The 26,584-nt window shown below is 65.7% G+C and carries 29 protein-coding genes; 3 read left to right on the forward strand and 26 right to left on the reverse strand.

Features of this window, described 5'->3' with window-relative positions:
- Positions 1-3: 3 nt before the first annotated feature.
- The 19 genes from nuoL to SLQ31_RS08775 all read right to left on the reverse strand — a co-directional run bounded on the left by nuoL (position 4) and on the right by SLQ31_RS08775 (position 16,812).
- Positions 4-1,887: an NADH-quinone oxidoreductase subunit L gene (nuoL, locus tag SLQ31_RS08685; protein ID WP_319431476.1), complete on the reverse strand. Its 1,884-nt coding sequence runs from the start codon at positions 1,885-1,887 to the stop codon at positions 4-6.
- Positions 1,887-2,186: an NADH-quinone oxidoreductase subunit NuoK gene (gene nuoK / locus SLQ31_RS08690; protein ID WP_132166064.1), complete on the reverse strand. Its 300-nt coding sequence runs from the start codon at positions 2,184-2,186 to the stop codon at positions 1,887-1,889. Before nuoK ends, nuoL begins: the two co-directional genes overlap by 1 nt.
- On the reverse strand, positions 2,183-2,920 hold the full coding sequence (locus SLQ31_RS08695) for an NADH-quinone oxidoreductase subunit J (RefSeq protein ID WP_319432961.1): 738 nt from the start codon (positions 2,918-2,920) through the stop codon (positions 2,183-2,185). Before SLQ31_RS08695 ends, nuoK begins: the two co-directional genes overlap by 4 nt.
- A 2-nt stretch (positions 2,921-2,922) precedes the next feature.
- Positions 2,923-3,471, reverse strand: a complete 549-nt coding sequence (gene nuoI / locus SLQ31_RS08700) for an NADH-quinone oxidoreductase subunit NuoI (RefSeq protein ID WP_413641576.1) — start codon at positions 3,469-3,471, stop codon at positions 2,923-2,925.
- Positions 3,464-4,693, reverse strand: coding sequence for an NADH-quinone oxidoreductase subunit NuoH (gene nuoH / locus SLQ31_RS08705; RefSeq protein ID WP_319431479.1), 1,230 nt, complete (start codon positions 4,691-4,693; stop codon positions 3,464-3,466). Before nuoH ends, nuoI begins: the two co-directional genes overlap by 8 nt.
- Positions 4,690-7,068: an NADH-quinone oxidoreductase subunit G gene (locus tag SLQ31_RS08710; RefSeq protein WP_319431481.1), complete on the reverse strand. Its 2,379-nt coding sequence runs from the start codon at positions 7,066-7,068 to the stop codon at positions 4,690-4,692. The genes nuoH and SLQ31_RS08710 overlap by 4 nt, the downstream gene beginning before the upstream one ends.
- Positions 7,068-8,396 (reverse strand): NADH-quinone oxidoreductase subunit NuoF, encoded by a 1,329-nt coding sequence (gene nuoF / locus SLQ31_RS08715; RefSeq protein ID WP_319432962.1) that lies wholly within the window; start codon positions 8,394-8,396, stop codon positions 7,068-7,070. The genes SLQ31_RS08710 and nuoF overlap by 1 nt, the downstream gene beginning before the upstream one ends.
- Positions 8,393-9,124: an NADH-quinone oxidoreductase subunit NuoE gene (nuoE, locus tag SLQ31_RS08720; protein ID WP_319431483.1), complete on the reverse strand. Its 732-nt coding sequence runs from the start codon at positions 9,122-9,124 to the stop codon at positions 8,393-8,395. Before nuoE ends, nuoF begins: the two co-directional genes overlap by 4 nt.
- The gene (gene nuoD, locus SLQ31_RS08725; protein ID WP_319431485.1) at positions 9,121-10,419 is read right to left on the reverse strand and encodes an NADH dehydrogenase (quinone) subunit D; all 1,299 of its coding nucleotides are present in this window, start codon (positions 10,417-10,419) and stop codon (positions 9,121-9,123) included. Before nuoD ends, nuoE begins: the two co-directional genes overlap by 4 nt.
- Positions 10,419-11,045, reverse strand: a complete 627-nt coding sequence (locus SLQ31_RS08730) for an NADH-quinone oxidoreductase subunit C (RefSeq protein WP_319432963.1) — start codon at positions 11,043-11,045, stop codon at positions 10,419-10,421. The genes nuoD and SLQ31_RS08730 overlap by 1 nt, the downstream gene beginning before the upstream one ends.
- Before the next feature lie 47 nt (positions 11,046-11,092).
- The gene (locus SLQ31_RS08735) at positions 11,093-11,647 is read right to left on the reverse strand and encodes an NADH-quinone oxidoreductase subunit B family protein (RefSeq protein ID WP_319431487.1); all 555 of its coding nucleotides are present in this window, start codon (positions 11,645-11,647) and stop codon (positions 11,093-11,095) included.
- The gene (locus SLQ31_RS08740; protein WP_319431489.1) at positions 11,638-11,997 is read right to left on the reverse strand and encodes an NADH-quinone oxidoreductase subunit A; all 360 of its coding nucleotides are present in this window, start codon (positions 11,995-11,997) and stop codon (positions 11,638-11,640) included. The genes SLQ31_RS08735 and SLQ31_RS08740 overlap by 10 nt, the downstream gene beginning before the upstream one ends.
- A 160-nt stretch (positions 11,998-12,157) precedes the next feature.
- Positions 12,158-12,562 (reverse strand): hypothetical protein, encoded by a 405-nt coding sequence (locus SLQ31_RS08745; protein WP_319431490.1) that lies wholly within the window; start codon positions 12,560-12,562, stop codon positions 12,158-12,160.
- Positions 12,563-12,613: 51 nt separating this feature from the next.
- The gene (locus SLQ31_RS08750; RefSeq protein WP_319431492.1) at positions 12,614-13,135 is read right to left on the reverse strand and encodes a YceI family protein; all 522 of its coding nucleotides are present in this window, start codon (positions 13,133-13,135) and stop codon (positions 12,614-12,616) included.
- A 24-nt stretch (positions 13,136-13,159) separates the two neighbouring features.
- Positions 13,160-13,543, reverse strand: coding sequence for a nuclear transport factor 2 family protein (locus SLQ31_RS08755; RefSeq protein WP_319431493.1), 384 nt, complete (start codon positions 13,541-13,543; stop codon positions 13,160-13,162).
- A complete protein-coding gene (locus SLQ31_RS08760; protein WP_319431495.1) occupies positions 13,543-13,920 on the reverse strand; it encodes a DUF6285 domain-containing protein in 378 nt (125 codons plus the stop codon). Before SLQ31_RS08760 ends, SLQ31_RS08755 begins: the two co-directional genes overlap by 1 nt.
- Positions 13,917-14,888 (reverse strand): phosphotransferase family protein, encoded by a 972-nt coding sequence (locus tag SLQ31_RS08765; RefSeq protein WP_413641581.1) that lies wholly within the window; start codon positions 14,886-14,888, stop codon positions 13,917-13,919. The genes SLQ31_RS08760 and SLQ31_RS08765 overlap by 4 nt, the downstream gene beginning before the upstream one ends.
- Before the next feature lies 1 nt (position 14,889).
- The gene (locus tag SLQ31_RS08770; RefSeq protein ID WP_319431499.1) at positions 14,890-16,134 is read right to left on the reverse strand and encodes an acyl-CoA dehydrogenase family protein; all 1,245 of its coding nucleotides are present in this window, start codon (positions 16,132-16,134) and stop codon (positions 14,890-14,892) included.
- Positions 16,135-16,152: 18 nt separating this feature from the next.
- Entirely contained in the window at positions 16,153-16,812 is a 660-nt protein-coding gene (locus SLQ31_RS08775; RefSeq protein ID WP_319431501.1) for a TetR/AcrR family transcriptional regulator, read from the reverse strand.
- A 265-nt stretch (positions 16,813-17,077) separates the two neighbouring features.
- On the opposite strand from SLQ31_RS08775, the gene SLQ31_RS08780 reads away from it, so the two are divergent.
- Positions 17,078-17,929, forward strand: a complete 852-nt coding sequence (locus tag SLQ31_RS08780) for a cyclopropane mycolic acid synthase family methyltransferase (protein WP_319431503.1) — start codon at positions 17,078-17,080, stop codon at positions 17,927-17,929.
- Between the two features lie 10 nt (positions 17,930-17,939).
- On the opposite strand, the gene SLQ31_RS08785 is transcribed toward SLQ31_RS08780, so the two are convergent.
- Genes SLQ31_RS08785 through SLQ31_RS08805 form a run of 5 tightly spaced genes read right to left on the reverse strand, consistent with a single transcriptional unit; the run spans position 17,940 to position 22,761 of the window.
- The gene (locus tag SLQ31_RS08785) at positions 17,940-18,305 is read right to left on the reverse strand and encodes an RNA-binding S4 domain-containing protein (RefSeq protein WP_319431505.1); all 366 of its coding nucleotides are present in this window, start codon (positions 18,303-18,305) and stop codon (positions 17,940-17,942) included.
- A gap of 15 nt (positions 18,306-18,320) precedes the next feature.
- Positions 18,321-19,226, reverse strand: coding sequence for a hydroxymethylglutaryl-CoA lyase (locus tag SLQ31_RS08790; RefSeq protein ID WP_319431507.1), 906 nt, complete (start codon positions 19,224-19,226; stop codon positions 18,321-18,323).
- The gene (locus SLQ31_RS08795) at positions 19,223-20,461 is read right to left on the reverse strand and encodes a CoA transferase (protein WP_319431509.1); all 1,239 of its coding nucleotides are present in this window, start codon (positions 20,459-20,461) and stop codon (positions 19,223-19,225) included. The genes SLQ31_RS08790 and SLQ31_RS08795 overlap by 4 nt, the downstream gene beginning before the upstream one ends.
- Complete coding sequence (locus tag SLQ31_RS08800) at positions 20,462-21,646, reverse strand: alpha/beta fold hydrolase (RefSeq protein WP_319431511.1); 1,185 nt, start codon at positions 21,644-21,646, stop codon at positions 20,462-20,464.
- Positions 21,646-22,761, reverse strand: coding sequence for a homogentisate 1,2-dioxygenase (locus SLQ31_RS08805; protein WP_319431513.1), 1,116 nt, complete (start codon positions 22,759-22,761; stop codon positions 21,646-21,648). Before SLQ31_RS08805 ends, SLQ31_RS08800 begins: the two co-directional genes overlap by 1 nt.
- Positions 22,762-22,951: 190 nt before the next feature.
- Between SLQ31_RS08805 and SLQ31_RS08810 the strand changes: the two genes are divergently transcribed.
- Positions 22,952-23,935, forward strand: coding sequence for an alpha/beta hydrolase family protein (locus tag SLQ31_RS08810; protein WP_319431515.1), 984 nt, complete (start codon positions 22,952-22,954; stop codon positions 23,933-23,935).
- A gap of 78 nt (positions 23,936-24,013) precedes the next feature.
- Here SLQ31_RS08810 and SLQ31_RS08815 read toward each other — a convergent pair whose 3' ends face one another.
- Positions 24,014-25,012, reverse strand: coding sequence for an oxidoreductase (locus tag SLQ31_RS08815; RefSeq protein ID WP_319431517.1), 999 nt, complete (start codon positions 25,010-25,012; stop codon positions 24,014-24,016).
- A gap of 29 nt (positions 25,013-25,041) precedes the next feature.
- Positions 25,042-25,635 (reverse strand): TetR family transcriptional regulator, encoded by a 594-nt coding sequence (locus tag SLQ31_RS08820; RefSeq protein WP_413641586.1) that lies wholly within the window; start codon positions 25,633-25,635, stop codon positions 25,042-25,044.
- A gap of 112 nt (positions 25,636-25,747) precedes the next feature.
- On the opposite strand from SLQ31_RS08820, the gene SLQ31_RS08825 reads away from it, so the two are divergent.
- Entirely contained in the window at positions 25,748-26,578 is an 831-nt protein-coding gene (locus tag SLQ31_RS08825) for a mycofactocin-coupled SDR family oxidoreductase (RefSeq protein WP_319431519.1), read from the forward strand.
- The last annotated feature ends 6 nt before the right edge of the window (positions 26,579-26,584 follow it).

Below are 26,584 nucleotides of genomic sequence, written 5' to 3' on the forward strand. Positions count from 1 at the left end.
CGCTCACCTCCACGCCGTGAACAGGACTGCGGCGATCACCAGTGCCGTACCGGCCAGCATGGACAGCGCATAGGAGCGGGCGAACCCGGTCTGCAGCTGGCCCAGCCGCTCCGAAATCCGGCCGACCGTGTAGGCAAGCCCCTGCGTCACGCCGTCAACGCCCTTCTCATCCACGACCACAAAGCCTTTCGTCAGCTCCTGGCCGCTGCGCATGAACGCCACCTCGTTGAACGCATCACCGTAGAGGTCGTTGCGCGCCGCGACGGTCAGCGCGGAGACGTCGAGCGGGGCGGTCTGGGGAACCTTGTGCATCGCGTACTGCCGGTAGGCCACCGCGATGCCGATGGCGACGACACCCAGTGCGGTGACGGTGATGATCCAGGCCGGGATCAGATGTTCGGCCTCGTGGCTGCCGACGACCGGCTCGAGCCAATGCTGCAGTGTATTGCCCAGGGCCAGAAGGGCGCCGGCGCCGATAGAGCCGACCGCTAACACGATCATCGGCGCGGTCATCGTGGCAGGTGATTCGTGCGGATGTGTATTCGGCTTCCAGCGCTTCTGCCCGAAGAACGTCAGCAGCATGACGCGGGTCATGTAGAAGGCGGTGATTCCCGCGCCTAGCAGCGCGGCGCCGCCCAGTACAAAGCCCTTGAATCCGCCGCTGTTGAAGGCAGCTTCGATGATGGCGTCCTTGGAGAAGTATCCGGCGAACGGCGGCACGCCGATGATCGCGAGATAGCCGAGCCCGAAGGTGACGAAGGTGATGGGCAGCAGGGTCCGCAGGCCGCCGAAGCGGCGCATGTCGGTTTCCTCGTCCATGGCGTGCATGACGGAGCCGGCGCCGAGGAACAGGCCGGCTTTGAAGAAGCCGTGGGTGAGCAGGTGCATGATCGCCACCGCGTAGCCGGCCGGCCCGAGCCCGGCGGCCAGCACCATGTAGCCGATCTGGGACATCGTCGATGCGGCGAGTGCTTTCTTGATGTCGTCCTTCGCGCAGCCGATGATCGCGCCGAACAACAGGGTGACGGCGCCGACGGTGACGACGGCGGTCTGAGCACCCGGTGCCGCGTTGAAGATCGGGCCCGAGCGGACGATGAGGTAGACGCCAGCGGTGACCATGGTGGCGGCGTGGATCAGCGCGGACACCGGGGTCGGGCCTTCCATGGCGTCGCCGAGCCACGACTGCAGCGGCACCTGCGCGCTCTTGCCGCAGGCCCCGAGGAGTAGCAGCAAGCCGACGGCGGTCAGTGCGCCCTGGCTCATGGCCGGCACCGAGGCGAACACGGTGTCGAACGTGACCGAGCCGAGGCTGGCGAAGAGCACCATCAACGCGATGGCCAGCCCCATGTCGCCGACGCGGTTGACCACGAAGGCTTTCTTGGCCGCGGTGGCCGCCGACGGTTTATGCGACCAGAATCCGATCAACAGGTACGACGCGAGTCCCACGCCCTCCCAGCCCATGTAGAGACCCAGGTAGTTGTCGGCCAGCACCAGCAGCAGCATCGCGGCGACGAACAGGTTGAGGTACGCAAAGAAGCGTCGCCGGCCGGGGTCGTCCTTCATGTAGCCGATCGAGTAGATGTGGATGAGCGCGCCCACCCCGCTGATCAACAGCACGAAACACATCGACAAAGCATCGAGTTGCAGTCCGAAGTCCACCCGCAGGACGCCGACCGGCACCCAGGAGAACAGCACCTCGTGGACCACCCGGTCCTCACCCGGCAGTCCGAGCAAGTGGGTGAACAACACTGCCCCGCAGGCGAACGCGCCGATCACGGTGGCACAGCCCAGGAGATGCCCCCACGCGTTGGTGGCCTTGCCGCCCAGCAGCAGGATCACCGCCCCGGCCAGGGGCAGCGCGATGGTCAACCACACCAGTGTGGGCATCAGTGCCGCAGCAGGTGGGCGTCGTCGACGTTGGCGCTACGTCGGGTGCGGAAGATCGTCATGATGATCGCCAGTCCGACGACCACCTCGCAGGCGGCCACCACCATGGTGAAGAACGCCACCACCTGACCGTCCAGATGGCCGTGCATGCGGGAGAACGTCACAAACGCCAGATTCGCGGCATTGAGCATCAACTCCACGCACATGAACATCACGATCGCGTTGCGCCGCAACAACACCCCCGAGGCGCCGATCGTGAACAACAACGCCGACAGGTACAGGTAATTGTCCGGGTTCATCGCTGCCCGTCCCCGTTGTCGTGCTGAAGGATCGTGCTCACCGACGATTCCTCGTCTGAGCCGTCGGGCAGGCGGGCGAAGGTGTTCACGGCGTTGTGCCGGGCGAACACCCCCGGGCTGGGCAGCGGGGTGGCGCGGGCGCCAGTCTGGAAGCGTTCGATGACCAACTCGCGCTGGGTCTTTCGATGCTCGAAGCGCTCTCGATGCGCCAGCACCATTGCCCCCAAGGCCGCGGTGATCAGCAGCGCACTGGTCAACTCGAACGCCCACAGATCCCGGGTGAAGATCAACATCGCGAGGCCCTGCACGTTGCCGCCCACATTCGCCTCAGTCAGGCCGACGAATCCCGTGGTGGTCACGGTGCCGATTCCGGCGATCAGCAGGATCCCGAAGCCCAGGCCGGCCAGGATGGCCGCGATGCGTTGGCCCCGAATGGTTTCCACCAGCGATTCTGAGGAGTCGACACCGATGAGCATCAGCACGAACAAGAACAGCATCATCACCGCACCGGTGTAGACGACCACCTGCACGACCCCGAGGAACAGCGCGTCCTGTGCAACGTAGACCATCGCGAGCGCGATCATCGTCGTGGCGAGAAAGATCGCCGAGTAGACCGCCTTGGGGGCGGCGACGACGCCGATGGCACCCGCGACCGCGATCGCGGCGAGGATCCAGAACACCACCGCCTCGGTTGTGGATGTCCGGGTGAGGGTTTCGGCTGCCAGCAGGGTCATGGTCACCCGGCCACCCCCTTGCCGACGGGCTCAATCCCCAACTCCACTCCGACGATCCGCCCCAGGTAATAGTCCTCGTCGGTGGCCCCGGGTGCCATCGGGTGTGGTGCTGGTTGCATGCCGGGTTGCATGGGTGCCAGCAGCTTGTCCTTGCCGTAGATCAGGTCGGAGCGGTTGTCGTCGGCCATTTCGTAGACGTTGGTCATGGTCAGTGCGCGGGTGGGGCAGGCCTCGATGCACAGTCCGCAGCCGATGCAGCGCAGGTAATTGATCTGGTAGACCTGCCCGTAGCGTTCGCCCGGGGAGAAGCGTTCGTCCTCGGTGTTGTCGGCGCCCTCGACGTAGATGGCGTCAGCGGGACACGCCCAGGCGCACAGTTCGCAGCCGATGCACTTCTCCAGCCCGTCGGGATAGCGGTTGAGCTGGTGGCGCCCGTGATAGCGCGGTGCGACCGGACCGGGTTTCTCCGGATACTCCTCGGTGATGGGATGTTTGAACATCGTCGAAAACGTCACGCCGAAACCCTTGACCGCATCGAGGAATTTAGGCATCTGCTTTCTCCTTGCGTGGCGCCGCCGTGTCGGGCAGCGGCGGGATCGGGAACGCCCGGGCGTCCGCCGGCGGCGGTGGTGGCACGGTCTTGCGTTGGATGATCTTCTGCCGCAGGGAGTTCGCCGCCAGCAGGACGAGCAGCAGTGCAGCGGCCGCGATGAGGTTTTCGATGATGCCGACGTGGCCGATGCTGCGCAGGACGGCCACGATCATGATCCAGACCAGCGAGATCGGGATCAGCAGTTTCCAACCCAGCGCCATGAACTGGTCGTAGCGCAGCCGCGGAAGAGTGGCGCGCAGCCACATGAAGATGAATAGGAACGTCCACACCTTGGCCACGAACCAGATCAGCGGCCACCACCCGGTGTTGGCGCCATCGATGAGGCTGATCGGCCACGGGGCATGCCAGCCGCCCAGGAACAAGGTGGTGGCCAGGGCGGAGACGGTGGTCATGTTCACGTACTCGGCGAGCATGAACATCGCGAACTTCAGCGAGGAGTACTCGGTGTGAAACCCGCCCACCAGTTCGCCTTCGGCTTCGGGCAGATCGAACGGGGCCCGGTTGGTCTCGCCGACCATCGACGTCAAGTACACCGCGAACGACGGCAGCAGCAGGAAGACGTACCAGGTGTGTTCCTGGGCGGCGACGATCCCCGACGTGGACATGGTGCCCGCGTAGAGGAAGACCGCAGCGAATGACAGCGCCATCGCGATCTCGTAGGAGATCACCTGAGCGCTCGAGCGCAAGCCGCCCAACAAGGGGTAGGTGGAGCCAGACGACCAGCCCGCCAGGACGATGCCGTACACCCCGATCGAGGTGACGGCCAAAATGTAGAGCACCGCGACCGGTAAATCGGTGAGCTGCAACGGCGTCCGGTGCCCGAAGACCGACACCACCGGACCAAGGGGGATCACCGCGAAGGCCAGGATCGCCGGGATCACCGAAATGACCGGGGCCATCAAGTAGATGGGTTTGTCCACCCCGGCCGGCGTCAGCCCCTCTTTGAGTGCGAGTTTGATGCCGTCGGCCAGGGATTGCAGGATGCCCCACGGCCCGACCCGGTTGGGCCCGTACCGCATTTGCATGCGGCCCAGGATCTTGCGCTCCAGCAGGATCGCCACCAACACGGTCAACAACAGGAAGGCGAAGACCGCGACCGCCTTGACCACGATCAGCCACCACGGATCCTGGCCGAACACAGTCATATCCGGGTAACTCATGCGGTCCCCTCCCGCTCGATGCACACCACGGCACCGACGGTGACACCGAGTTGCTCGTGCACCGCGCTACCGGGTGAGTTCAGCGGCAACCACACCACGCCGTCGGGCATCTCGGTGATCATCAGCGGCAGGCTGATCGCGCCACGACCGGTCGACGCGGTGACCACATCCCCGTCGGCCGCCCCGATTCCGGCCGCGGTCGCCGCCGACAACCGCACCACAGTTGGGTGCGCCGTGCCCGCCAGGAACGGCTCGCCGTCCTGTAATCGCCCGGCATCCAACAACAACCGCCACCCCGCCAGCACCGCCTCGCCACGTTCCAACCGCGGTAGCTCCTTCGCCGCGACGGACGGGGGAGCGGGGCGATCGCCGTCCCACAATCCCAGCGTCGCGAGCTCGGCGCGGGCGGCCTCGGCAGTGCGGAATCCCAGGTCCACGCCGAGTTCGTCAGCCAGGATCTGCAGCACCCGCAGGTCGGGAAACGAGTTGGCCGGCAGCGCGGGTTCGAAGGGGCGAATCCGGCCTTCCCAGTTCAGGAATGAACCGGCCTTCTCGACGACGGGTGCGATGGGAAACACCACGTCGGCCAGGGCCGTCACGGTGGATTCCCGCAGTTCGAGGCTCACGACGAAGCCGGTCGACTCGATGGCCGCCAAGGTGGCGTGCGGCTCGGGCAGGTCGGTCGGGTCCACCCCGCCGATGAGCAGTGCGTCGAGCTCACCATCGGCGGCGGCGGCCAGGATCGCGGTGGCATCGCGTCCTGGCTCCGCGGGAAGGTCGTCGACATGCCATGCGGTCGTGAGCTGTTGGCGGGCAACAGCATCAGTGACGGGGCGTGCGCCAGGGAGCAGGTTGGGTAGGCAACCGGTATCCAGGGCGCCGCGATCACCGGCCCGACGCGGAATCCAGGCCAGCCGCGCACCACTGCGCTCCGCCAGCTGCGCTGCCGCAGACAGTGCACCGCGGCTGGTCGCCAGTCGTTCCCCTGCCAGGATGATCGCTGAAGATGGCAGTTCGTCGGCCAACCCGTCGAGGGCCGACGCCTCCTGGCCGGGTTCGGTCAGTATCACCCGGGCGGTCAGCTTGGTGGACCCCGGCGAGGCGAACGGTGCGATCGTCACCACCCGCAGGCCGTGCTTGCGGACCGCCTTGCGCAGCCGGAGGAACACGATCGGCGACTCGTCCTCGGGCTCAAACCCGACCAGTACCACCACCGGGGCAGCCTGCAGATCGGCGTAGCTCACGTCGCGGCGGCCAGCGACCGAAGCGGCCAGGAACTCCTGCTCTTCCACCGAGTGCGCTCGAGAACGGAAGTCGATATCGTTGGTGCCCAATACGATTCGGGCGAACTTGGCGTAGGCGTAGGCATCCTCGACCCCAGCCCGCCCGCCCACCAACACGCCGGTCCGAGCCGATCTCAGGCCGGCGGCAGCCACCGCGACAGCCTCCGACCAGGACGCCGGGCGCAGCGCGCCGTTCTCGTCGCGCACCAGCGGAGTGGTGAGTCGATCGCCGACGCGGGTGTAGGTGAACGCCCAGCGGCCCTTGTCGCAGTTCCACTCCTCGTTGACTTCCGGGTCGTCGCCGGCCAGCCGGCGCAACACCACGCCGCGGCGGTGATCGGTGCGCTGAGCGCACCCCGACGCGCAGTGCTCGCACACGCTGGGGCTGGACACCAGATCGAACGGGCGGGCCCGAAAGCGATACGCAGCACCGGTCAATGCCCCGACCGGGCAGATCTGCACGGTATTGCCGCTGAAGTAGGAGTCGAACGGCTCACCCGGGGCGATGCCCACCTGCTGCTGTGCCCCGCGCTCCAGCAGCGAGATGAACGGATCTCCGGCGATCTGCTCGGAAAACCTTGTGCAGCGGGCACACAACACGCAGCGCTCCCGGTCCAGCAGGACCTCGGTGGACAGGTTGATCGGTTTGGGGAAAGTGCGTTTGATGTCGGTGAAGCGCGTCTCGACCCTGCCGTTGGACATCGCCTGGTTCTGCAGCGGGCATTCCCCGCCCTTGTCGCACACCGGGCAATCCAGCGGGTGGTTGATCAGCAGCAGTTCCATCACTCCGTGCTGGGCTTTGTCGGCCGCTTCCGAGGTGTACTGGGTACGCACCACCATGTCCGGCGTGCAGGTGATCGTGCACGACGCCATCGGCTTGCGCTGGCCCTCGACCTCGACCAGGCATTGCCGGCACGCGCCTACGGGCTCCAGCAGTGGATGATCGCAGAACCGCGGGATCTGCACGCCGATCAGCTCGGCGGCCCGAATCACCAAGGTGCCCTTGGGAACACTGAGCTGGTGATCGTCGATGGTCAGGCTGACCATCTCGACGACGGCCTTGCTCTCGGTCTTGTCCTCCGCGGTCGTCATCAGGCTCCCACCCCTTCCGGTGCGGCCAGCATCGAGGCATACGGGTCGAACGGGCAACTGCCGTTCAGGTGAGCCTCGTACTCGGCACGGAAATATTTGATCGACGAGATGATCGGCGAGGCCGCGCCATCGCCCAACGCGCAGAACGACTTTCCGAAGATGGTGTCGGAGATGTCGAGCAGCTTGCCGATGTCGTCCTCGGTGCCGCGCCCGGTCTCGAGCCGTTCGTAGATCTGGCTGAGCCAGTACGTCCCTTCGCGACAAGGAGTGCACTTGCCACACGACTCGTGAGCGTAGAACTCGGTCCAGCGCCGCACGGCGCGCACCACGCAGGTGGTTTCGTCGAAGATCTGCAACGCCTTGGTGCCCAGCATCGACCCGACCGAGGCCATGCCTTCGTAATCCAACGGCACGTCGAGGTGCTCGGCCGTCAACAATGGGGTCGACGACCCGCCGGGAGTCCAGAACTTCAGTTCGTGACCGGCGCGGACTCCGCCGGCGTACTCCAGTAATTCGCGCAGCGTGATACCCAGCGGCGCCTCGTACTGCCCTGGGGTGGTGACATGCCCCGACAGCGAATACAGCGTGAAGCCAGGGGATTTCTCCGAACCCATGGACTTGAACCAGTCCACACCGCCCAGCAGGATCGGCGGCACGCTGGCGATGGACTCGACGTTGTTGACCACCGTCGGGCAGGCATACAGTCCGGCGACGGCGGGGAACGGCGGTCGCAGCCGGGGCTGGCCGCGGCGGCCTTCCAGCGAGTCCAGCAGCGCGGTTTCCTCCCCACAGATGTAGGCCCCGGCCCCGGCGTGCACGATGAGATCGAGATCGAAGCCCGAGCCCTGGATATCGGTGCCCAGATAGCCCGCCGCGTACGCCTCGGCTACCGCGGCCTGCAGCCGCCGCAGCACCGGCACCACCTCGCCGCGCACATAGATGAAGGCGTGGCGGGCCCGGATCGCGTATGCGGCGATGATCGCGCCCTCGACTAGGAAATGTGGGGTGGTCAACATCAGCGGAATGTCTTTACACGTCCCGGGTTCCGATTCATCGGCGTTGACCACCAGATACTTCGGCTTGGCGCCGGCCCCGGTCGCATCTTGGGGGATGAACGACCATTTGGTGCCGGTCGGGAAGCCGGCACCGCCGCGCCCACGCAGCCCGGACTCCTTGACCATCGCGATGACGTCGTCGGGCTTCATGCTCAGCGCGGTGCGCAACGCCTGATAACCATCATGGCGCACATAGGTTTCCAGCGTCCACGGCTCGGGCTCGTCCCAGAACCGGCTCAGCACCGGCGTCAGCGGTGTCGCGGGCGTCATCAGCCCTCACTTTCGGGAACCGGAGGTGCGGACATACCGAGTTCGCGTGCCACCCGCAGGCCGGCCAGTGTCGCCTCACCCGGTGCGCCACCGCCGGATTCGCCGTCCCCGGCTAGCCCGGCCAGTGTCCGCGCGGTCTCCCGGAACGAGCAGACTTGCGTGCCGCGGGTGGCGTGCGGGGCTTGACCGGCGCGGATGTCATCGACGAGTTGCCGTGCGGTGGCGGGGGTTTGGTTGTCGAAGAACTCCCAATTGACCATGATGACGGGCGCGTAGTCGCAGGCCGCGTTGCATTCGATGTGCTCGAGGGTGATGCGCCCGTCGGTGGTGGTGCCCCCGGCATGGACACCGAGTTCGGTTTCCAGAATGTCCAAGATGGCGTCACCGCCCATGATGGCGCACAGGGCGTTGGTGCACACCCCAACCAGGTACTCGCCGGTGGGGGTGCGGCGGTACATCGAATAGAAGGTGGCGACGGCAGCCACCTCGGCATCGGCGAGACCGAGTTGGCCTGCGCAGAAGGCGATTCCGGCTCCTGTGACGTACCCGTCTTCGGATTGCACCAGGTGCAGCAGGGGCAGCAGCGCGGAGCGGGCCTGCGGGTAGCGGGCGATGATCGTTGCTGCGTCCGCCGCCAATCGCTGGTGCACCTCGGCCGGATAGCTGGTGGGCCCGCTGATGGGCGGTCCGGGTTCGTCGGGCCGCGGGCCCAACACCAGGTCGATGCTCACCTGTCGACACCTCCCATGACCGGGTCGATGGAGGCGACCGCGGCGATGACGTCGGCGACCATGGCGCCCTCCGACATCGCGGCCACCGCCTGCAGATTGGTGAAACTCGGGTCGCGGTAGTGCACCCGATACGGCCGGGTGCCGCCGTCGGAAACCATGTGCACCCCGAGTTCGCCGCGCGGGGATTCCACCGCGATGTACACCTGGCCGGCCGGCACCCGGAAGCCCTCGGTGACCAGTTTGAAGTGGTGGATCAGGCCCTCCATCGAGGTGCCCATGATCTTGGCGATATGGGCGGGGGAGTTGCCGAGTCCGTCGGGGCCGAGTTCCAGGTCGGCGGGCCAGGCCAGCTTCTTGTCGCTGATCATCACCGGGCCCGGCTCCAGCCGATCGAGGCACTGGGTGACAATCCGCAGTGACTGGTGCATTTCGCCGATCCGGATCAGATACCGGCCGTAGCAGTCGGCTCCGGTGTCGGTGATGACGTCGAAGTCATACGTCTCGTAGCCGCAATAGGGTTGAGACTTGCGCAGATCGTGTGGCAGCCCGGTGGAGCGCAGCACCGGGCCGGTGATGCCCAGCGCCATACAACCGGTGAGATCCAGATAGCCGACCCCTTGGGTACGGGCCTTCCAGATGTAGCTCTCGGTCAACAGATCTTCGAGTTCGCGCAGCCGCCCCGGCAGAATCTTGAGCAGGTCGCGGACCCGCTGAGGTCCGTCATCCGGGAGATCAGTGGCCAGCCCGCCGGGGCGGATATAGGCGTTGTTCATCCGCAGACCCGTGATCGCCTCGAAGACATTCAAGATGAGTTCGCGTTCGCGGAAGCCGAAGAACATCGGTGTCATCGCCCCCAACTCCATACCACCGGTGGCCAACGCGACCAGATGACTGGAGATGCGGTTGAGTTCCATCAACATCACCCGAACCACGCTCGCCCTGGCCGGGATGTCATCGGTGATGTCGAGAAGTTGTTCCACGCCAAGGCAGTAGGCGGTCTCGTTGAAAAACGGTGAGAGGTAGTCCATCCGGGTCACAAACGTGACGCCCTGGGTCCAGGTGCGGTACTCGAGGTTCTTCTCGATGCCGGTGTGCAAATAGCCAATGCCGCAACGGGCTTCGGTAACCGTCTCGCCTTCGATCTCCAAGATCAACCGCAACACTCCGTGCGTGGAGGGGTGCTGGGGACCCATGTTCACCACGATCCGTTCGCCTGCCTCGCCCTTGCGGGCCGCGGCGACGATTTCTTCCCAATCCTGGCCGCCCAGGACGATCACGTTCTCTTCGCCGCTCATCAGTGATACGACCTGCGTTCGTCGGGTGGGGGGATCTGGGCGCCGTGGTATTCGACCGGCACGCCGCCCAGCGGGTAGTCCTTGCGCTGCGGGTGGCCCACCCAGTCATCGGGCATCTCGATGCGGGTCAACCCCGGATGGCCGTCGAAGACGATGCCGAAGAAGTCGTAGGTTTCCCGCTCGTGCCAGTCCACGGTCGGATACACCGAAAACAACGACGGCACATGCCGATCGGCGTCTGGGCAGGTCACCTCGACATGCACCCGCCGGTTGTGCGTGATCGACATCAACGGGTAGAAGGCATGCAATTCCCGGCCGGTTTCCTGCGGGTAATGCACACCCGATACGCCACAACACAATTCGAACCGCAGGCGCTCGTCGTCGCGCAGGGCCTTGGCGACCGCCGGTAGATGTTCGCGGCGGATCTCCAGGGTCAGCTGGCCGCGGAAGACGACGACGCGTTCGACGGCGGCGCCGAACGCGTCGGGGCCTAACACCTCGGCCAACCGGTCGACGAGCTCGTCGAAATAGCCGCCGTAGGGCCGCGGTGTGCTGCCGGGTAATGCGACCTCACGGACCAGTCGGCCGTACCCGGAGGTGTCACCGCTGCCGTTGATGCCGAACATGCCATGGCGAACACCGAGGCGTTCCTCGTCCGGCCCCTGTTCGTCGCTCAACGCAGCAGCCCCTTCAGCTCAAGCGTGGTGGGGGCGGCCAGTGCGGCCTTTTCGGCCGCCGCGATGGCCTCGACTCGGTTTACTCCCAGAGGCATCTCGGCGATCTTGGCGTGCAGGGCCAGAATCGCGTTGAGCAACATCTCCGGGCGCGGGGGACAACCGGGGAGATAGATGTCCACCGGCACCACGTGATCGACGCCCTGCACCACGGCGTAGTTGTTGAACATCCCTCCGCTGGAGGCGCACACCCCCATGGCCAATACCCATTTCGGCTCGGCCATCTGGTCATAGACCTGCCGCAACACCGGGGCCATCTTCTGGCTCACCCGTCCGGCCACGATCATCAGATCCGCCTGCCGCGGGGTGGCCGAAAACCGTTCCATGCCAAACCGGGCGATATCAAACCGGGGCCCAGCCGTGGCCATCATCTCGATCGCGCAGCAGGCCAACCCGAACGTCGCCGGCCAGAGCGACCCCTTGCGGACGAACCCCGCAACCTTCTCCACCGTCGACAACAGGATGCCGCCCGGCAGTGCTTCCTCTAATCCCATTCCAGTCCGCCCCGGCGCCACACATACCCGTACGCCACGAACACAGTGCCCATGAAAATCAGCATCTCGACCAGTGCGAACGTTCCCAACGAGTCAAACGAGACCGCCCATGGATAGAGAAACACGATCTCGATGTCGAACACGATGAACAACATCGCGGTCAGGTAGTACTTGATCGGGAACCGCTGACCGGCGGGCTCCCCGGCTACCGGCTCGATCCCGCATTCGTAGGCCTCGAGTTTGGCTCGGTTGTATCGCCGCGGACCGATCACCAACGCGATCACCACCGAAACGATCGCGAACCCTGCCGCAATAACCCCCAACGCCAAGATGGGTGTGTAGAGACTCATATCGCTGTGTCACTCCTCGCTTGGGCTGGAGATGTGAGCTATGACACAGCCTAGCGATCTTGAGACCTGCTGTCGCGATTTCGTTAGGATGGCTCGAAGAGCTGAACGCGGCCCATCTCTCACCGAGAGGGCAAGGGCGACAGCGTAATTGGCGTTTAGGTCACTGCACGGGAGTTCGCAGCAAACCAACGACCGCGTCGCCCAGCCGAATCGGGTCGATCGGGTGCGGCACCGCGGCCTCCGCGCGCGACCAGTTGGCCAGCCACGCATCGTCGGGGCGGCCGGTCAGGACCAGCACCGGCGGGCAGTTCTCGATCTCGTCTTTGAGTTGTTTGGCAATGCCCATCCCCCCGACCGGGGAGGACTCACCGTCGAGGATCACCAGATCGAATCCGCCGGCGTCCATCAGCTGAATCACCATGGGGCCGGTGGCGACGTCGGTGTAGGTCAGCTCCGGCAGTTCGGGATGGACGCGCTTGCCCAGCGCCAGGCGGACCTGCTCCCGGGTGCGGGCATTGCTGCTGTACACCAGGATGTGCAGGGGTTGTGCACCGGGACGAGACACGCCGCCGATGCTACTGCGAAAACCCCTGCCGCCTAGCGCGTTCGGCAGGTTCTATCCGGACTTGGCAAAGACGACGTCGGCAAGCAGCGTGGTGGTCGCCGGCATCATGCCGACCATGTTGCCGCTGACACCCCACTCAGTGCGGTCGATCGCCGCCCGCGCCGTCAGCTGCACCGTGCCGTCGTCCAGCAGCTGAACGGTGACCGGCAACGGCAGCGGCTCGGTGGTGCCCCGCACCGTCAGGGTGGCGCGCAAGTTACCGCTGGATTCCACCCCCGTGACCTCGACGCGGATTACCGGATGGTTCTCGACGTCGAAGAAATCGGCCGAGCGCAGGTGCTCGTCGCGTTTACTGATACCGGTCTTCAGCGACGCCGCCCCGATGACCAGCTCGCCGGAGAGCGCGCCATTCGCGGTGACCTCGCCGGCACCGCGCACCTCGGTGAATTCGCCGGTGACGGTGGCCAGGCCCCAGAAGGTCTTGTTCTTGAACCGCACCGAGGATCGGGCGGGCACCAGTTGCCATCGCCAGGCCGAATTGGGGTCATTGAGTAACGCCTGCAGCGCGGACATTGCGATCTCCTTGTCAAAAAACCCTCAGGACAGAAGCGGAGCCAACTCGGCGGGATCGAGGTATTCGTCGATCCGCTGGATGAGGCCGTCCTCGTTCATCTTCACTATCAGGCATACCCGCAGTGTCACCTCGTCGCCGCGGCCGGTGGTGGAGTGCAGGATGTGCTGCTGCACGAAGCCGCCGTCGAACACCTGCCGGTCGAGCACTTCGTAGCGCCGGTGAGTGGTGGCCCGGACGTACCACTCGATCACTCTCAGTGCCCGCGCCTTGTCGTTGTCGCGGGTGTCGCCCTGGTGCCAGACGGTGACGTCGTCGGACCACTGCGCTGCCACCGCCGCGACGTCGCCCGCCGAGATGGCGGCGAACAGCCGGTCGGCGGCCTCGGTGATCTGGTCGTGGGTGGGCATCAGGGCGCTCCTCCTTTATCGGGTTGGTCGTATCCGGCCTTCGGGTGGTCATATCCGGGATGCGCGATGGCCAGCCGGTGACGGACCAGGGCCCGCAGGGTCCCGGTGATATCGCCCGCTCGATCGTCGAGGTCACCGGCACGGATCGCGGCGGCCAGGGCGTCTTCGTCGGGATAGCCGAGCAGCTCCAGTGCGGCGAGTGGTTCGGCGGAGGTCTCGTCGAGCAACTCGCGTTCGACGGTGCGTAACACGTTGGCGGCGACGAGGGCGTGGAAGTTGACCGACCCGGTGGTGTTGGCCCGGACCGCACCCTCGATGAATTCGGCGACGGCGGCGACCAGTTCGGCGGCGGTGGGTCGCCCGTTCAGTCCGGTCATGACGCCCCCTCCAGTAAGTCGAGGAGATCCCATTCGGTCTCGCAGACCCGCCTGCCGATCGCGGCGAGTTCGACCGAGCGGGTTTGGCCGCTCAAGTGGCGCTCGGCCTGGAACCGGCAGATCACCCCCCAGCGCAGGGTGGCCACCACCAGCCACCAGCGCAGCGCCGCGCGGTCGACGGTGGCACCGCCGGCGTCCTCGTAGGCCGCGACGAAGTCGTCGACGCTGCCCAGCCCACCGGCGGCCATGCCGGCCGGGGCGCCGAAACGCCAGGCCCGGATGCAAAACCAGGCCAGGTCCTCATAAATCTCGCCGATATGGACCAGTTCCCAGTCCAGCACGGCCGCCAGATCCGAGCCGTCGACGATCAGGTTGCCCATCCGGAAGTCCCCGTGCACCAGCCGCAGGGGTGACGGCGGCGGCCGGTGCTTCGTCAGCCACCGGAACGCCCACTCGAATGTGGCTGTGGTGTCGCCCATTTCGTCGAGTCGCAGCCGCCATTCGGCCAGGTCGTCCTGCTTGGCGAGGCCGGGCGCGTCGGCCGCGCCGCGGTGGATGGCGGCCAGCGCCTGCGCGCACTGGCGGAGCAGCTTGGCCCGGCCGTCGTCGTCCAGTTGGCGTTGAATGCGCCGGACGATGGTCTCACCGGCGATCTCGTTGCAGATCAGAAACGGATTACCCAGTGTCTCAACCACATCGGAGGCAATGAGCACATCGGGCACCGGTGCGCCGGCCGCGGCTGCGGCCACTTGCACGGCCGCCTCCAACTCCATACCGGCGTGTACGTCGTCGGGCGGCCCGGTGCGCAGGATCAACGCGCGCCGCTGCGATCCGGTCACTGCGTCGAACGCCCACGTGGTGCGGCTGGCACCACCCGTCAGCGCGCGCAGGTTGTCGATCTCGGTGGCCGAACCGAGTATGGGGCGCAACACCCCCGTCAAATCAGTCGATAACGTCTCGGTGGCCACGTCAGCGGGCCGGCTTGCCGAACTTGAACATCCGTTGGGCGACCCGGCGCATCTGAATTTCCTCGGCGCCCTCGGTGATTCGGTAGCGGCGGTGATGGCGATAGATGTGCTCGAAGGGTTCGTGGCGGCTGTAACCGATGCCGCCGTGCACCTGCATGGCCCGGTCGGCGGCCTCGCACACCAGCCGGTTGGCGCGATAGTTCGCCATCGACACCTTGTCGGACACTTCGAGGTGATGGTTGCGGTCAAGCTCCCAGGCCGCGTAGCGAACCAGCAGCCGCACCATCTGCGCCTCGGTCTGCAACTCCACCAGTGGCCACTGCACCGCCTGGTTGACCGAAAGCGGCTTACCGAACGTCACCCGCTTGCCGGCATACTCCACCGCGCGGTCGATACAGTGCTGGGCGGCACCCAGACTGCTCGCCGCCTGCCGAATCCTGTTCTCGTGCAGGAACGTCTGGGCCACTTCCAGCCCGTGATCGAGCTCACCGAGCACCGCGTCGGCGGGCACCCGCACGTCGCGCAGTTCGACCTCGCCGTGGTCGGTGGGCATGTTGAAGGTCCACCAGTAGAACGGCACCGTGAAGCCCGGAGCGTCGCAGGGGACCAGGAATGCGGTGATACCGCGGGCTTGGCCGGCTTCGCCGGAGGTACGGGCGAACACCAGATCGTGCGTGGCCCGGTGGACGCCGGTGTTCCAGCGCTTGGCTCCGTTGATCACCCAGTCGTCGCCGTCGCGTTCGGCGCGGGTTTCCAGCCAGGTGGCGTCCGAGCCGTGGTCGGGTTCGGTGAGGCCGAATGCCATCGACCGCGTGCCGGTCAGCATCGCCTCGATCCACTCGCTCTTCTGCTCGTCGGTGCCGAACCGGTCCATCATGATGACCTGCGGGAAATTGCCGACGATCGACGACTCGTCCTGTAGGTCGTTGTGCAGTCCAAGGCCCTTGTGGGCCAGGTGTTCCCGGATGACCGCCATGTCCACATTGGTGCCGTCGCGGCCGCCGAACTTCGACGGCAGCCCGTAGCGCAGCCAACCGGCCTTATCGGCGCGACGGCGCATCTCGTCGAGCAGGTCCTCCCATTCCCGGCGTGGGATGCCGCCGTTCTCGACATCGGTGCGGGCGAACTCGCGGCGCTGGTCGAAATACTGCATGTGCTCGCGCTCGAGTGGTTTGATCTCGGCCTCGATGAACGCGTCCATTTCCGCCAGTAGTGGCGGAAGATGTTCGGGCAGAGTGAAATCCACGTTGATCTCCTTGCTTGGCTAGAAGCCGTAGAGCGTTTTCTTCCAGATGGTGGACAGTGTCGTGATCGCTTCGGTGTCCGACAAGCGCAGGCCCAGTCCGGCGCTGTCGGGGCGCAGGCACACCGTGGTGAATTGCTCGAATAGCAGCGCGATCGCCAGAGCGGCGTGTTCTGGCTGCAGCCCGACCGCGTAGCCGTGTTCCTGGGCGCGCAGCACCGACGCGGAGACGATGTCGATACCGAATTGGCGGAACTGATTCTGCAGGCCGGCGAAGCGGGGCTCGGTGGCTGCGAGCTGATCGACGGCGACCATGACCCCGATGCTCTGTTTGAACATGTCCCAGTAGGCGGTGACGACGGTGACGAAGAATCGGGTGTCGTCCGGGGATTCAGCCAGGTGCAGCCGTAGGCCCGACGGCTGCACGACGTCATGCAGGAACGAATCGGCCAGTGCGGCCAGCAAGTCCTCTTTGTCGTTGTAGTAGCGGTAGAACACCGCCGGTGACCTGCCGGCCGCCGAGGTGATGTCGACCAGCGTGGTGCCGTGAAAGCCCCGTTCGGCGAACAGTTTCCGGGCCGCGTCTTCGATGGCCTGACGGGTCTGGCGACCCTTGGAACTCAGCGTGCGCGAGCCGTCGCCGGCTCCGTCCGCTTTGTCCGGACGGCTGGACGGTTCCATGGTTGCCCCCGTGCTCGCCGTGAGAAAACTAAACCTGACGTTACTTTTTGTTCGGGTGGTTGGCAAGAGCGTCACCGTCCCCGGAATTTCGCCTTGACCTGCCTCAACGGGCCCGCCATCGAGGTTCCTGGCAACGATCCTCAGTATCGTTATGTAAGCTCACCGTTGAGTCGGGGAGGCTCTTGAACAGTCTGGAGCTGCACGCATTCCAAGCCCAACGTCAAAGGCCTTTCCCTTGTCACACGCCATCAGCTACACAGCCCCGTTGAAACCACACTTCGAGGACGTCCAGTCGCACTACGACCTCTCTGACGACTTCTTCCGGCTGTTCCTCGACCCGACGCAGACATACAGCTGCGCCTACTTCGAGCGCGACGACATGCCTCTGCACGAAGCGCAGCTGGCCAAGATTGATCTGTCACTAGGCAAACTTGGCCTGGAACCCGGAATGACGCTGCTTGACGTCGGCTGCGGATGGGGCGCCACGATGCGCCGGGCGATCGAGAAATACGACGTCAACGTCATCGGGCTGACGCTGAGCCGCAATCAGCAAGGACATGTGGAGCGAACCTTCGCCGAGATGGATTCGAAGCGGACCCGCCGCGTGCTGCTGCAGGGCTGGGAACAGTTCACCGAGCCGGTGGACCGCATCGTGTCGATCGGGGCCTTCGAACACTTCGGGGCAGATCGCTACGACGCGTTCTTCGATTTCGCCTACGACGCATTGCCCGCCGACGGCGTGATGATGCTGCACACCATCGCGCAGGTCCGGCGGGCCGACATGGAAGCGCGCGGGCTGCCGATCACGATGAGCATGTTGAGGTTCTTCAAGTTTCTTTCGGTGGAGATCTTTCCCGGCGGCCACCTGCCGACAGCCGACATGGTTGTGGAACTTTCCGGAAAGGCGGGCTTCGCAACCGAGCGCGTGCAATCACTGCAGCAGCACTACGCCAAGACGCTCGACTTCTGGGCGGCGGCGCTCGAGTCGCGACGCGACGAGGCCATTGCGATCCAGTCCGAAGAGGTCTACGACCGCTACATGAAGTACCTGACGGGGTGCGCGGACCTCTTCCGCAAGACCTACACCGACGTCTGCCAGTTCACCCTGACGAAGTAGGGCCGAGGGCTCACCCCTGGCTCGCGCGCCACTTCTCCAGGGCTCGGCGTTCACGTTTGGTGGGCCGGCCAGACCCGCGATCGCGGGCCGCTACCGGCACCGCTGATGTCGGCGGCGGCGGGGGCGTCCGGTCCAGGTAACAGGTCACGGCGTCGGCCGCGCCGACCCGTTTGAGTATGACCCGTGCGACCTCGACGATCCGTGTTGTATCGCCCACCCGGACGCGTACCTCGTCACCGGGCGACACCGTCGTCGAGGGCTTGGCCAATCGATCGTTGACTCGTACGTGCCCACCGCGGCACGCTGTGGCGGCATCCGGCCGGGTCTTCGTCAGGCGGACTGCCCATAACCACCGATCAACCCGGGTCGACTCCATCGAATCCGATTCAGCTCAGGTCAGGATTCGGTCGCCGGCTCGCAGCAGCGCGCTGGGCAGATCGTGACCGATCAGCGACCGGGCGACAGCTGCGGCGCGGATCGCAGCCTCCAGGTCGATATCGACGCCAATTCCACTGTCGCGCAACAGATATACGAGGTCCTCGGTGGCGATGTTGCCGCTGGCGCCGGGCGCGAACGGGCAACCGCCAAGGCCGCCAACCGACGAGTCGAGCCGTGTCACTCCGGCCGTCACTGCGGCGTACGCGCTGGCCAGCCCCGAGCCGCGGGTGTTGTGGAAGTGGGCCCCCAGCGGAAGGTTGCCGATGCGGGGCTTCACCTGGTTCATCAGCGACGTGACCCGGCCGGGAGTGGTGGTGCCGATGGTGTCGGCGATCGCCAGCCGATCGGCGCCGGATTCGCATGCGGCGTCAACGATGTCGAGCACCCGCTGCGCAGGAGTCGGGCCGTCGAACGGGCAGTCCCAGGCCGTGGCGACGATCACCTCGACACTGACACCGCAGTCGTGGGCGATCGCCACGATCTCGGCGATCTGCGCGGTGGCTTCCGCGCTGCTGCGCCCGACATTGGCGTGGCTGTGTGCGTCGGCGGCCGACACCACGTATTCGAGTGAATGCAGACCGGCCGCGATGGCCCGTTTGGCACCGTTGGGGCTGGCCACCAGAGCGGAGAATTCGATGTCGGGGTAGTCGGCCAATCGAGCGGCGAACTCCGGTGCGTCGGCCAGTGCGGGAACCTTCGACGGGGAGACGAACGCGGTCGCCTCCACTTCGCGGACGCCGGTAGCGGCGATGGCGGCCAGCAGTTCCAGCTTGGCCGACAAGGGGATTGGATCTTCGATCTGCAGACCGTCGCGCAGGGCGACCTCACGGATCGTGACGTGTTCGGGTAGTTCGTTCACAGCACCCCCTGGGACTCGAGGTCGGCGATTTCTTCTCCTCGTAGGCCCAGCAGATCGGTGTAGATCTCGGTGTTGTGCTGTCCTGGCCGCGACGATCCGGCCGACCGGATGGTTCCCGGCGACTCGGACAGCACCGGCACCACGCCCGGGCCCTTGACGTTGCGGCCGATGCGCTCATCCCAGTGATCGGCGATCATGCCGCGCGACACCAGTTGCGGGTCGACGACGACCTCGGCCACGGTGTTGATCGGGCCGCTGATGACGCCGGCCGCGCTGAGTGTGCTGATGATGTCGTCGGGTTCGCGGGCCGCGGCCCAGTCGCCGATGATCTTGTCGATCTCGTCCTGATTGCGCCCGCGGGCAACGTGATTGACGAATCGGTCGTCGTCGGCGAGCTCGGGTTGGTCCATCGCTGCGCACAACCGGCGGAACACGGTGTCCTGGTTGGCGGCGATCACCACCCAGCTGCCGTCGGCGCTGCGGTAGATATTGGACGGGGCGATGCCCTCGAGTCGGGTGCCCGACGGTCCGCGGACGACGCCACCGATGTCGTAGTCGGGGATCGTCGACTCCTGTACTGCCAGGCACGATTCGGTCAACGCCGCGTCGACGATCTGACCCTCACCGGTGACGGTGCGCCGGTACAGCGCGGCCAGTGCGCCCTGCGCGGCGAACATGCCGGCCAGGCTGTCACCGAGCGACAGGGCCAGCCGCGGTGGGGGACCGCCGGGGAATCCGTTCATGTGGCGCAGCCCGCTGGCTGCCTCGGCGACCGAGGCATACCCGGCCTTCTTGGCCTCCGGACCTGTCTGCCCGTAGCCGGATACCCGGACGAGGATGATGCCCCGATTGCGTTCGCGCAGAACGTCGTAGCCAAGACCCCACTTCTCGAGCGTGCCGGGCCGGAAGTTCTCGACGATGATGTCGGAGTGCTCGACCAGATCGAGGAACAGGTCGCGGCCCCGGGCTTCGCGCAGATTGAGGGTGACGGCTTTCTTGTTGCGCGCGTGCACCGTCCAGAAGAAATGGTGGCCGTCCAGCTCGGCCTGCCCCCAGGTGCGCAACGGGTCGGGGGCACCCGGCGGCTCGATCTTGACCACCTCGGCGCCCATATCGCCCAGCAGCCGGCCCGCGAAGGGTCCCGAGATCAGCGTGCCGACCTCGATCACCCGAATGCCGTCCAACGGACCGGTGACATCTCCCGGGTCGCTGCGCTCCTGCCCTCCAACGACCATTTAGTCCGCCTTCGCGAAATCGTGCCGAACCAGCCAGTCGGTGACGATCCCGACCGCTTGACGCAGCGTGTCCCGTTGGTCCGGCCCCGAGTAGTAGTGGTTGGCACCGGGGATCTCGTGCATCTCCTTATCGGGGTGCCCGATCGCCTGAAACAGCCGCCGGGTGTGGCTCGGCGTGCAGGCGTCATCGGCGAGGTTGCCGATCACCAGCGCGGGCACCGCGATGTCCGGGCCGGCCTTCACGGCATCACCGTTGGCATCGTCATAACTCCACTGTGACAGCCAGCTGCGCAGCGTGCAGAACCGTGCCAGCCCGACCGGGCTCATGTTGACCACCTGTGGGTCGCCGAGGTAGCAGGTGCCGGGTGCGCGATCGTTGGGGTCGACGGTCGGGTCCAGCCAGCGCGGGTCGGCCATGGTGCCGTGCACGACGAAGCCGAACTCGTCGTCGGGCCGTCCGGCCGCCTTCAGCTCGGCGAGCTTTTCCTTGACCCACTTGGTGATCCGCCGGTTACGGGCGACCTGCGCCTGGTGATAGCGCTCCAGGAACTCCGGAGTGTAGGGCGGCTGGTTGGGGTTGTCCGGGTTGTACAGGTCGAGTTCGGGATCCCGTTTGGTCGGGTCGCTCTCGTCGAGGATCGAGGCGTCCATCCACTCGGTCATCGTGCCGTGCCTGCTGATGTGCGCGGCCAGCAGCATGATGCCGTCGGCGGGCAGCAGACCGAGCGTGGTCAGGTCCGGGCCGTCACCTGACGGGCTGGCCGTGATCGTCGGGTTCTGCGCCTGCTGCTGGTAGAACACCGACAGCGAACCGCCGCCGCTCCAGCCCGCCAGGACCACCTTGGTGTAGCCCAGCCGGTTCTTGGCGTCCTTGATGCATTCGCCGAGATCCTCGACCACCTTCTCCATCAGGAGTCCGGAGTCGGTGCCGCGGAAGCGGCTGTTGCAATAGATGACGTGATGACCGGCCCGCGCCAGTGCGTTCATCATCGGCAGGTAGGCGCCACCGCCGATCGGGTGCATGAACACCAGCACGGTGTCTGATGGGGCCGTCGGCCTGAGCAGGTAGCTTTCCAGCACGACCAGTTCCGCGACTCCGCCGTAGACATCGCGGACGGCCGAATTGTTCTGGTAGGCAATCAGATACGGGATGCGCTCGTAGGCACGCTTGACCGCGGTAGTCATCAGTGTTGCCCCAGATCGTTGGCCAGAACTTCCGGCGACGGAACCAGACGCCTTCGGGTATCGATGGCGATCACCTGCCAATCCACATGGGCGAAATCGTCGAACTTGCGTCGGGCACGTTCGCGCGCCTTCTCCGGTGCGCCGTGGTGAACGCCCTGCGGCGCGTGGCTGATGAGCCCCGGTGGCATCGGGATGCCGTAGAGGGAGCCGCCGTGGAAGAACGCGATCTCGTCGAAGTCCACGTTGCGGTGATACCAGGGAGTGCGTTCGGTGCCGGGCACGGATTCGGCCGGCTTCGGCAGGAAGTTGCAGACGTACACACCCGTCGCCTCCATGAACAGATGAACCATCGGCGGCAGGTGCACGCTGTCGGAGGTGATGACGTTGTAGTCGTCGATGTTGAACGTGAACGCGTAGTTGTCGCCCCGCCAGCCCTCGACGTCGATCGGATTGTGCGGATAGATCAGCGTCGTCGTCTCGACGCCGTCGATCGGCCGGTGATACAGGCGCACCTCATAGTCACCGTCGTTGTGCGGACCGTCGCCGTCGGCGATGGCCACCGGGTCGGGGATGACGGCCTGCGACGGGTCGAAGGGCCAGTGGCGCCCGAGCGGGCCCGCCGGCGGCACCCGGAACTCGTCGGTGGCCTCGATGATCAGCCAGGTACTTTCTGTGTCCGGAATCTGGCGCCAGGTACAGGCCTTCGGGATATAGATCCAGTCGCCGGGGCGGTAGGAGAGCGGGCCGAACTCGGTTTCCAGAGTTCCGGTGCCCTGATGGACGAAGCACAGCAGGTCGCCGTCGATATAGCGGACGTAGAACGGCATCTCCGCCTCCCGCCGGCTCAACGAGATGCGGCAGTCAGGGTTGGTGAACAAGACCAGCGGCGCACCGGCGGGGTCGGTCAGGTCGCTCGGTTTGAGCTCACTGGAGAGGACGTCGAGCGGCCGTAACGGGCCGCTTGCCCGAAATGTGGTCGGATCGTTGCGTCGGTAGATATTGGCGGTCCGGCCGGTGAATCCACCTCGGCCCAACTCGTCGTCTTTGAGGCCGTCCAGGTCGGCGTGCAGCCGCCGGGGAGTGGTGCCTTTGCGCAGGTGAGTGAAGGATTCCATGGAATCTCCCGAGATCAGCGTCGAGGTACGGGTGAGTCAAAAACTAAAAGTGACATTAGTTTTTGTTTGGCCCGCTGACAAGGGGTGAATAACTAGTGTGTAACGTGGCGGACTTTCACAGGTTCGAGACGACATGTTTTACTCAAGTCTGCAATCCGAGTACCGGGGTCATAGAAAGCTGGGTGGATTTGTGAAGTCCTTGTTCAACAAGGTGCGCTCTTTGCCGCGCCGATTCGCGGTCGTCGCGATCGTGGCGGCTGCGCTTCCGGGCCTGATCGGCCTGGTCGGGGGATCCGCAACGGCGGGCGCGTTCTCGCGCCCCGGCCTGCCCGTGGAATACCTGATGGTTCCGTCGCCCTCGATGGGACACGACATCAAGATCCAGTTCCAGAGCGGCGGCACTAACTCTCCGGCGGTCTACCTGCTGGACGGCCTGCGTGCGCAGGACGACTTCAACGGCTGGGACATCAACACCCAGGCCTTCGAGTGGTACTACAACTCCGGTCTGTCGATCGTCATGCCGGTCGGCGGGCAGTCGAGCTTCTACGCCGACTGGTACTCGCCGGCGTGCGGTAAGGCGGGTTGCCAGACCTACAAGTGGGAGACGTTCCTGACCTCCGAGCTGCCGCAGTGGCTGGCCGCGAATCGGGACGTCAAGGCCACCGGCAGTGCCGCAGTCGGTCTGTCGATGGCCGGCTCGGCGTCGATGATCCTGTCGGTGTATCACCCGCAGCAGTTCATCTACGCGGCGTCGCTGTCCGGCTTCCTGAACCCGTCCGAGGGCCAGTGGCCGTTCCTGATCAACCTGTCCATGGGTGACGCGGGTGGCTTCAAGGCCAACGACATGTGGGGCCCGACGCAGGACCCGAACAGCGGCTGGAAGCGCAACGACCCGATGGTGCAAATCCCGGCCATCGTCGCCAACAACACCCGCATCTGGGTCTACTGCGGTAACGGCCAGCCCAACGAGCTGGGCGGCGGCGATCTGCCCGCCACCTTCCTCGAGGGTCTGACCATTCGCACCAACATCACCTTCCGCGACAACTACCTCGCCGCGGGCGGTAAGAACGGTGTGTTCAACTTCCCCGACAACGGCACGCACAACTGGGCCTACTGGGGTCGCGAGCTTCAGGCCATGAAGCCCGATCTGCAGAGGACGCTGGGCGCAGCCTAAGCAGTTCAACGAAAAGCGGGTCGTCGGTCTCAGGACCGGCGGCCCGCTTTTCGTCGTCCTCGGCTGACAGTTATCGGGCTAGAAGCCGCCGGCGACCCGTACCACCGCGCGCCCGGAGTACTTCCCGGCGCGCACCTGGTCGATGACCGCGACGACGTCCTTGACGTCGACCTCGTGGGTGACGTCGTCGAGGTGGCGGGGCTTCAGGTCGCCGCCCAGGCGCTCCCACAGCGCACGGCGCGGGCCGATCGGTAGTTGCACCGAGTCGATGCCCAGTAGGGACACAGCGCGCAGGATGAACGGCATCACCGTCGTACTGAGGCCCGGGCCGCCGGTCAGGCCGCTGGCTGCCACCGCTCCGCCGTATTTCAGCGTGCTGATGACATCGGCCAGGGTGGCTCCGCCGACACAGTCGACCGCACCCGCCCAGCGGGTCTTGGCCAGCGGGCGGGGCTTGGCGTCGGGATCCTCGGGCAGGCGGCCGATGACCGCCGCGGCACCCAGCGCCTTGAGATGCTCGGTGGCCTCGGGCTTGCCGGTGGACGCCACCACGTCGAAGCCGGCCGCGGCAAGGATGTCGACGCTGACCGATCCCACGCCGCCGGTCGCGCCCGTCACCACGATCGGACCGTCCTGCGGTGTGATGCCGTGCGAGAGCAGCGCCTCGACGCTCATCGCGGCCGTGAAGCCGGCGGTGCCGATCGCCGCACCTTCGCGCGGCGTCAGCGAGCCAAGCGCGACGACCTGCTCGGCCGGCAACCGGAGGTATTCGGCATAGCCGCCGTGGTGGCCGGTGCCGATGTCATACCCGTGCGCCAAAACCAGGTCACCCACGGCGAATTCGGGGGACTGGGATTCCACGACCTCGCCGGTGACGTCGATGCCCGGCACGATCGGATACTGCCGGACCACCCCGCCCCGGGGTGTCAGCGCCAGCGCGTCCTTGTAGTTGACGCTCGAATAGGCGACCCGGATCGTGACGTCGCCGGGTGGCAGTTCGGTCGCGTCGAGAATCTCGATCGCAGCGGTGATCTGATCGCCGTCCTGACGTGCCAGCAGTGCTGTGAAGGAATCCATAGCCAAGACGGTAATGCTCGGGGAGGGGATTACCCGTGGGTTGCCTCGTGGCTGGCAGTGAACCGCCGGATCGTTCGCTCGATGGTGGGCAGGATGTCGGTGATCGCGATCTCGCCTGCGGCGAAGCGTCCGGACAATCCGTAGACCAGGCTGGACAACACGGTGTCGACGTCGTCCACAAAGTCCTCGTCGACGCCGTCCAGTACCTCCATGGCTGCCGGGATGACCATATCGAGACCGCGGTGCAGAAGGATTTCGCGTCCGGTCGCCGCCCGCGAGCGGTGGTAGGCCTTCAGCATTTCGGGATGCCGTTCCCACGGCTCGAAGATGGTGCCCAGCACGCGCATCAGCCCGTCGTAGATCGACTCGCCAGGGTCATGGTGTTGCTGCGCCAAGGGCGCGTATCGGTGCTCGTCCATCCAGGATTCGAGTGCGGCCAGGATCAGACTGTCCCTGGTGGGGTAGCGCTTGTAGATCGTGGACAGCGATGTGCGCGACCGTCGCGCGACCTCGCGCAGCTGAACCGCTTCGTACCCTTCGGTTTCCAGCATGTCGATCACGATGTCGAGGATCCGGTCGCGAGCATCGACAGTGGTGCCGGTCGTCTTTTCAGCGCTTTCCACGGATGCCCTTGCCGTCGGTGAGTAACGCGGTTACTGTACCGCAGTAACACGGTTACTGTGTGGCTTGATTCCAACGGCGACGACGCCGGCGCAACGAAGGCGGGAATGATCGATGGGTTCTCTGGACGGCAAGGTCGCGTTCATCACCGGTGTTGCTCGCGGGCAGGGCCGCAGCCACGCGGTTCGGCTGGCAGCCGACGGCGCCAGCGTCATCGGCCTGGACATCTGCGCCGACATCGAGTCCAACGGTTATCCGATGGCCAGCCGTGACGAGTTGGACGAAACCGTCGAACTCGTTGAGGCCAAGGGCGGCAAGATGATTGCCGCGGTCGCCGACGTCCGTGACTTCCACGGATTGAAGGCCGCGCTGGACGCCGGGGTCGAGCAGTTCGGCCGCCTCGACATCGTGTGTGCCAACGCCGGCATCGCGACCATGGCCTTTCGCGAGTTGACGATCGACGAAGAACTCCAGCAGTGGACCGATGTGCTGAACGTGAACCTCGTCGGCGCCTTTCATACGGCCAAGGCTTCGATCCCGCACCTGATCGCCGGGCACCGCGGTGGCTCGATCGTGTTCACCAGTTCGACGGCAGGGCTGCGCGGATTCGGCGGGCTGCAAGGTGGCGGATTGGGCTATGCCGCGTCCAAACACGGCCTCGTCGGGCTTATGCGGACGCTCTCGAATGCGCTTGCCCCGGAAAGTATTCGGGTCAACACTGTTCATCCGACCGCAGTGCGCACGATGATGGCCGTCAATCCCGCGATGACGGCCTTCCTGGAGAACTACCCCGACGGCGGTCCCCACCTACAAAACCCCATGCCGGTGGACCTCCTCGAACCCGAGGACATCAGCGCTGCCATCGCGTATCTGGTCAGTGATGAAGCCAAATACGTTACCGGCGTGACCTTCCCGGTCGACGCCGGCTTCACCAACAAACTCTAGGGACGT

Source organism: Mycobacterium sp. RTGN5 (assembly GCF_033804465.1).
In the GTDB taxonomy this organism is placed as follows: domain Bacteria; phylum Actinomycetota; class Actinomycetes; order Mycobacteriales; family Mycobacteriaceae; genus Mycobacterium.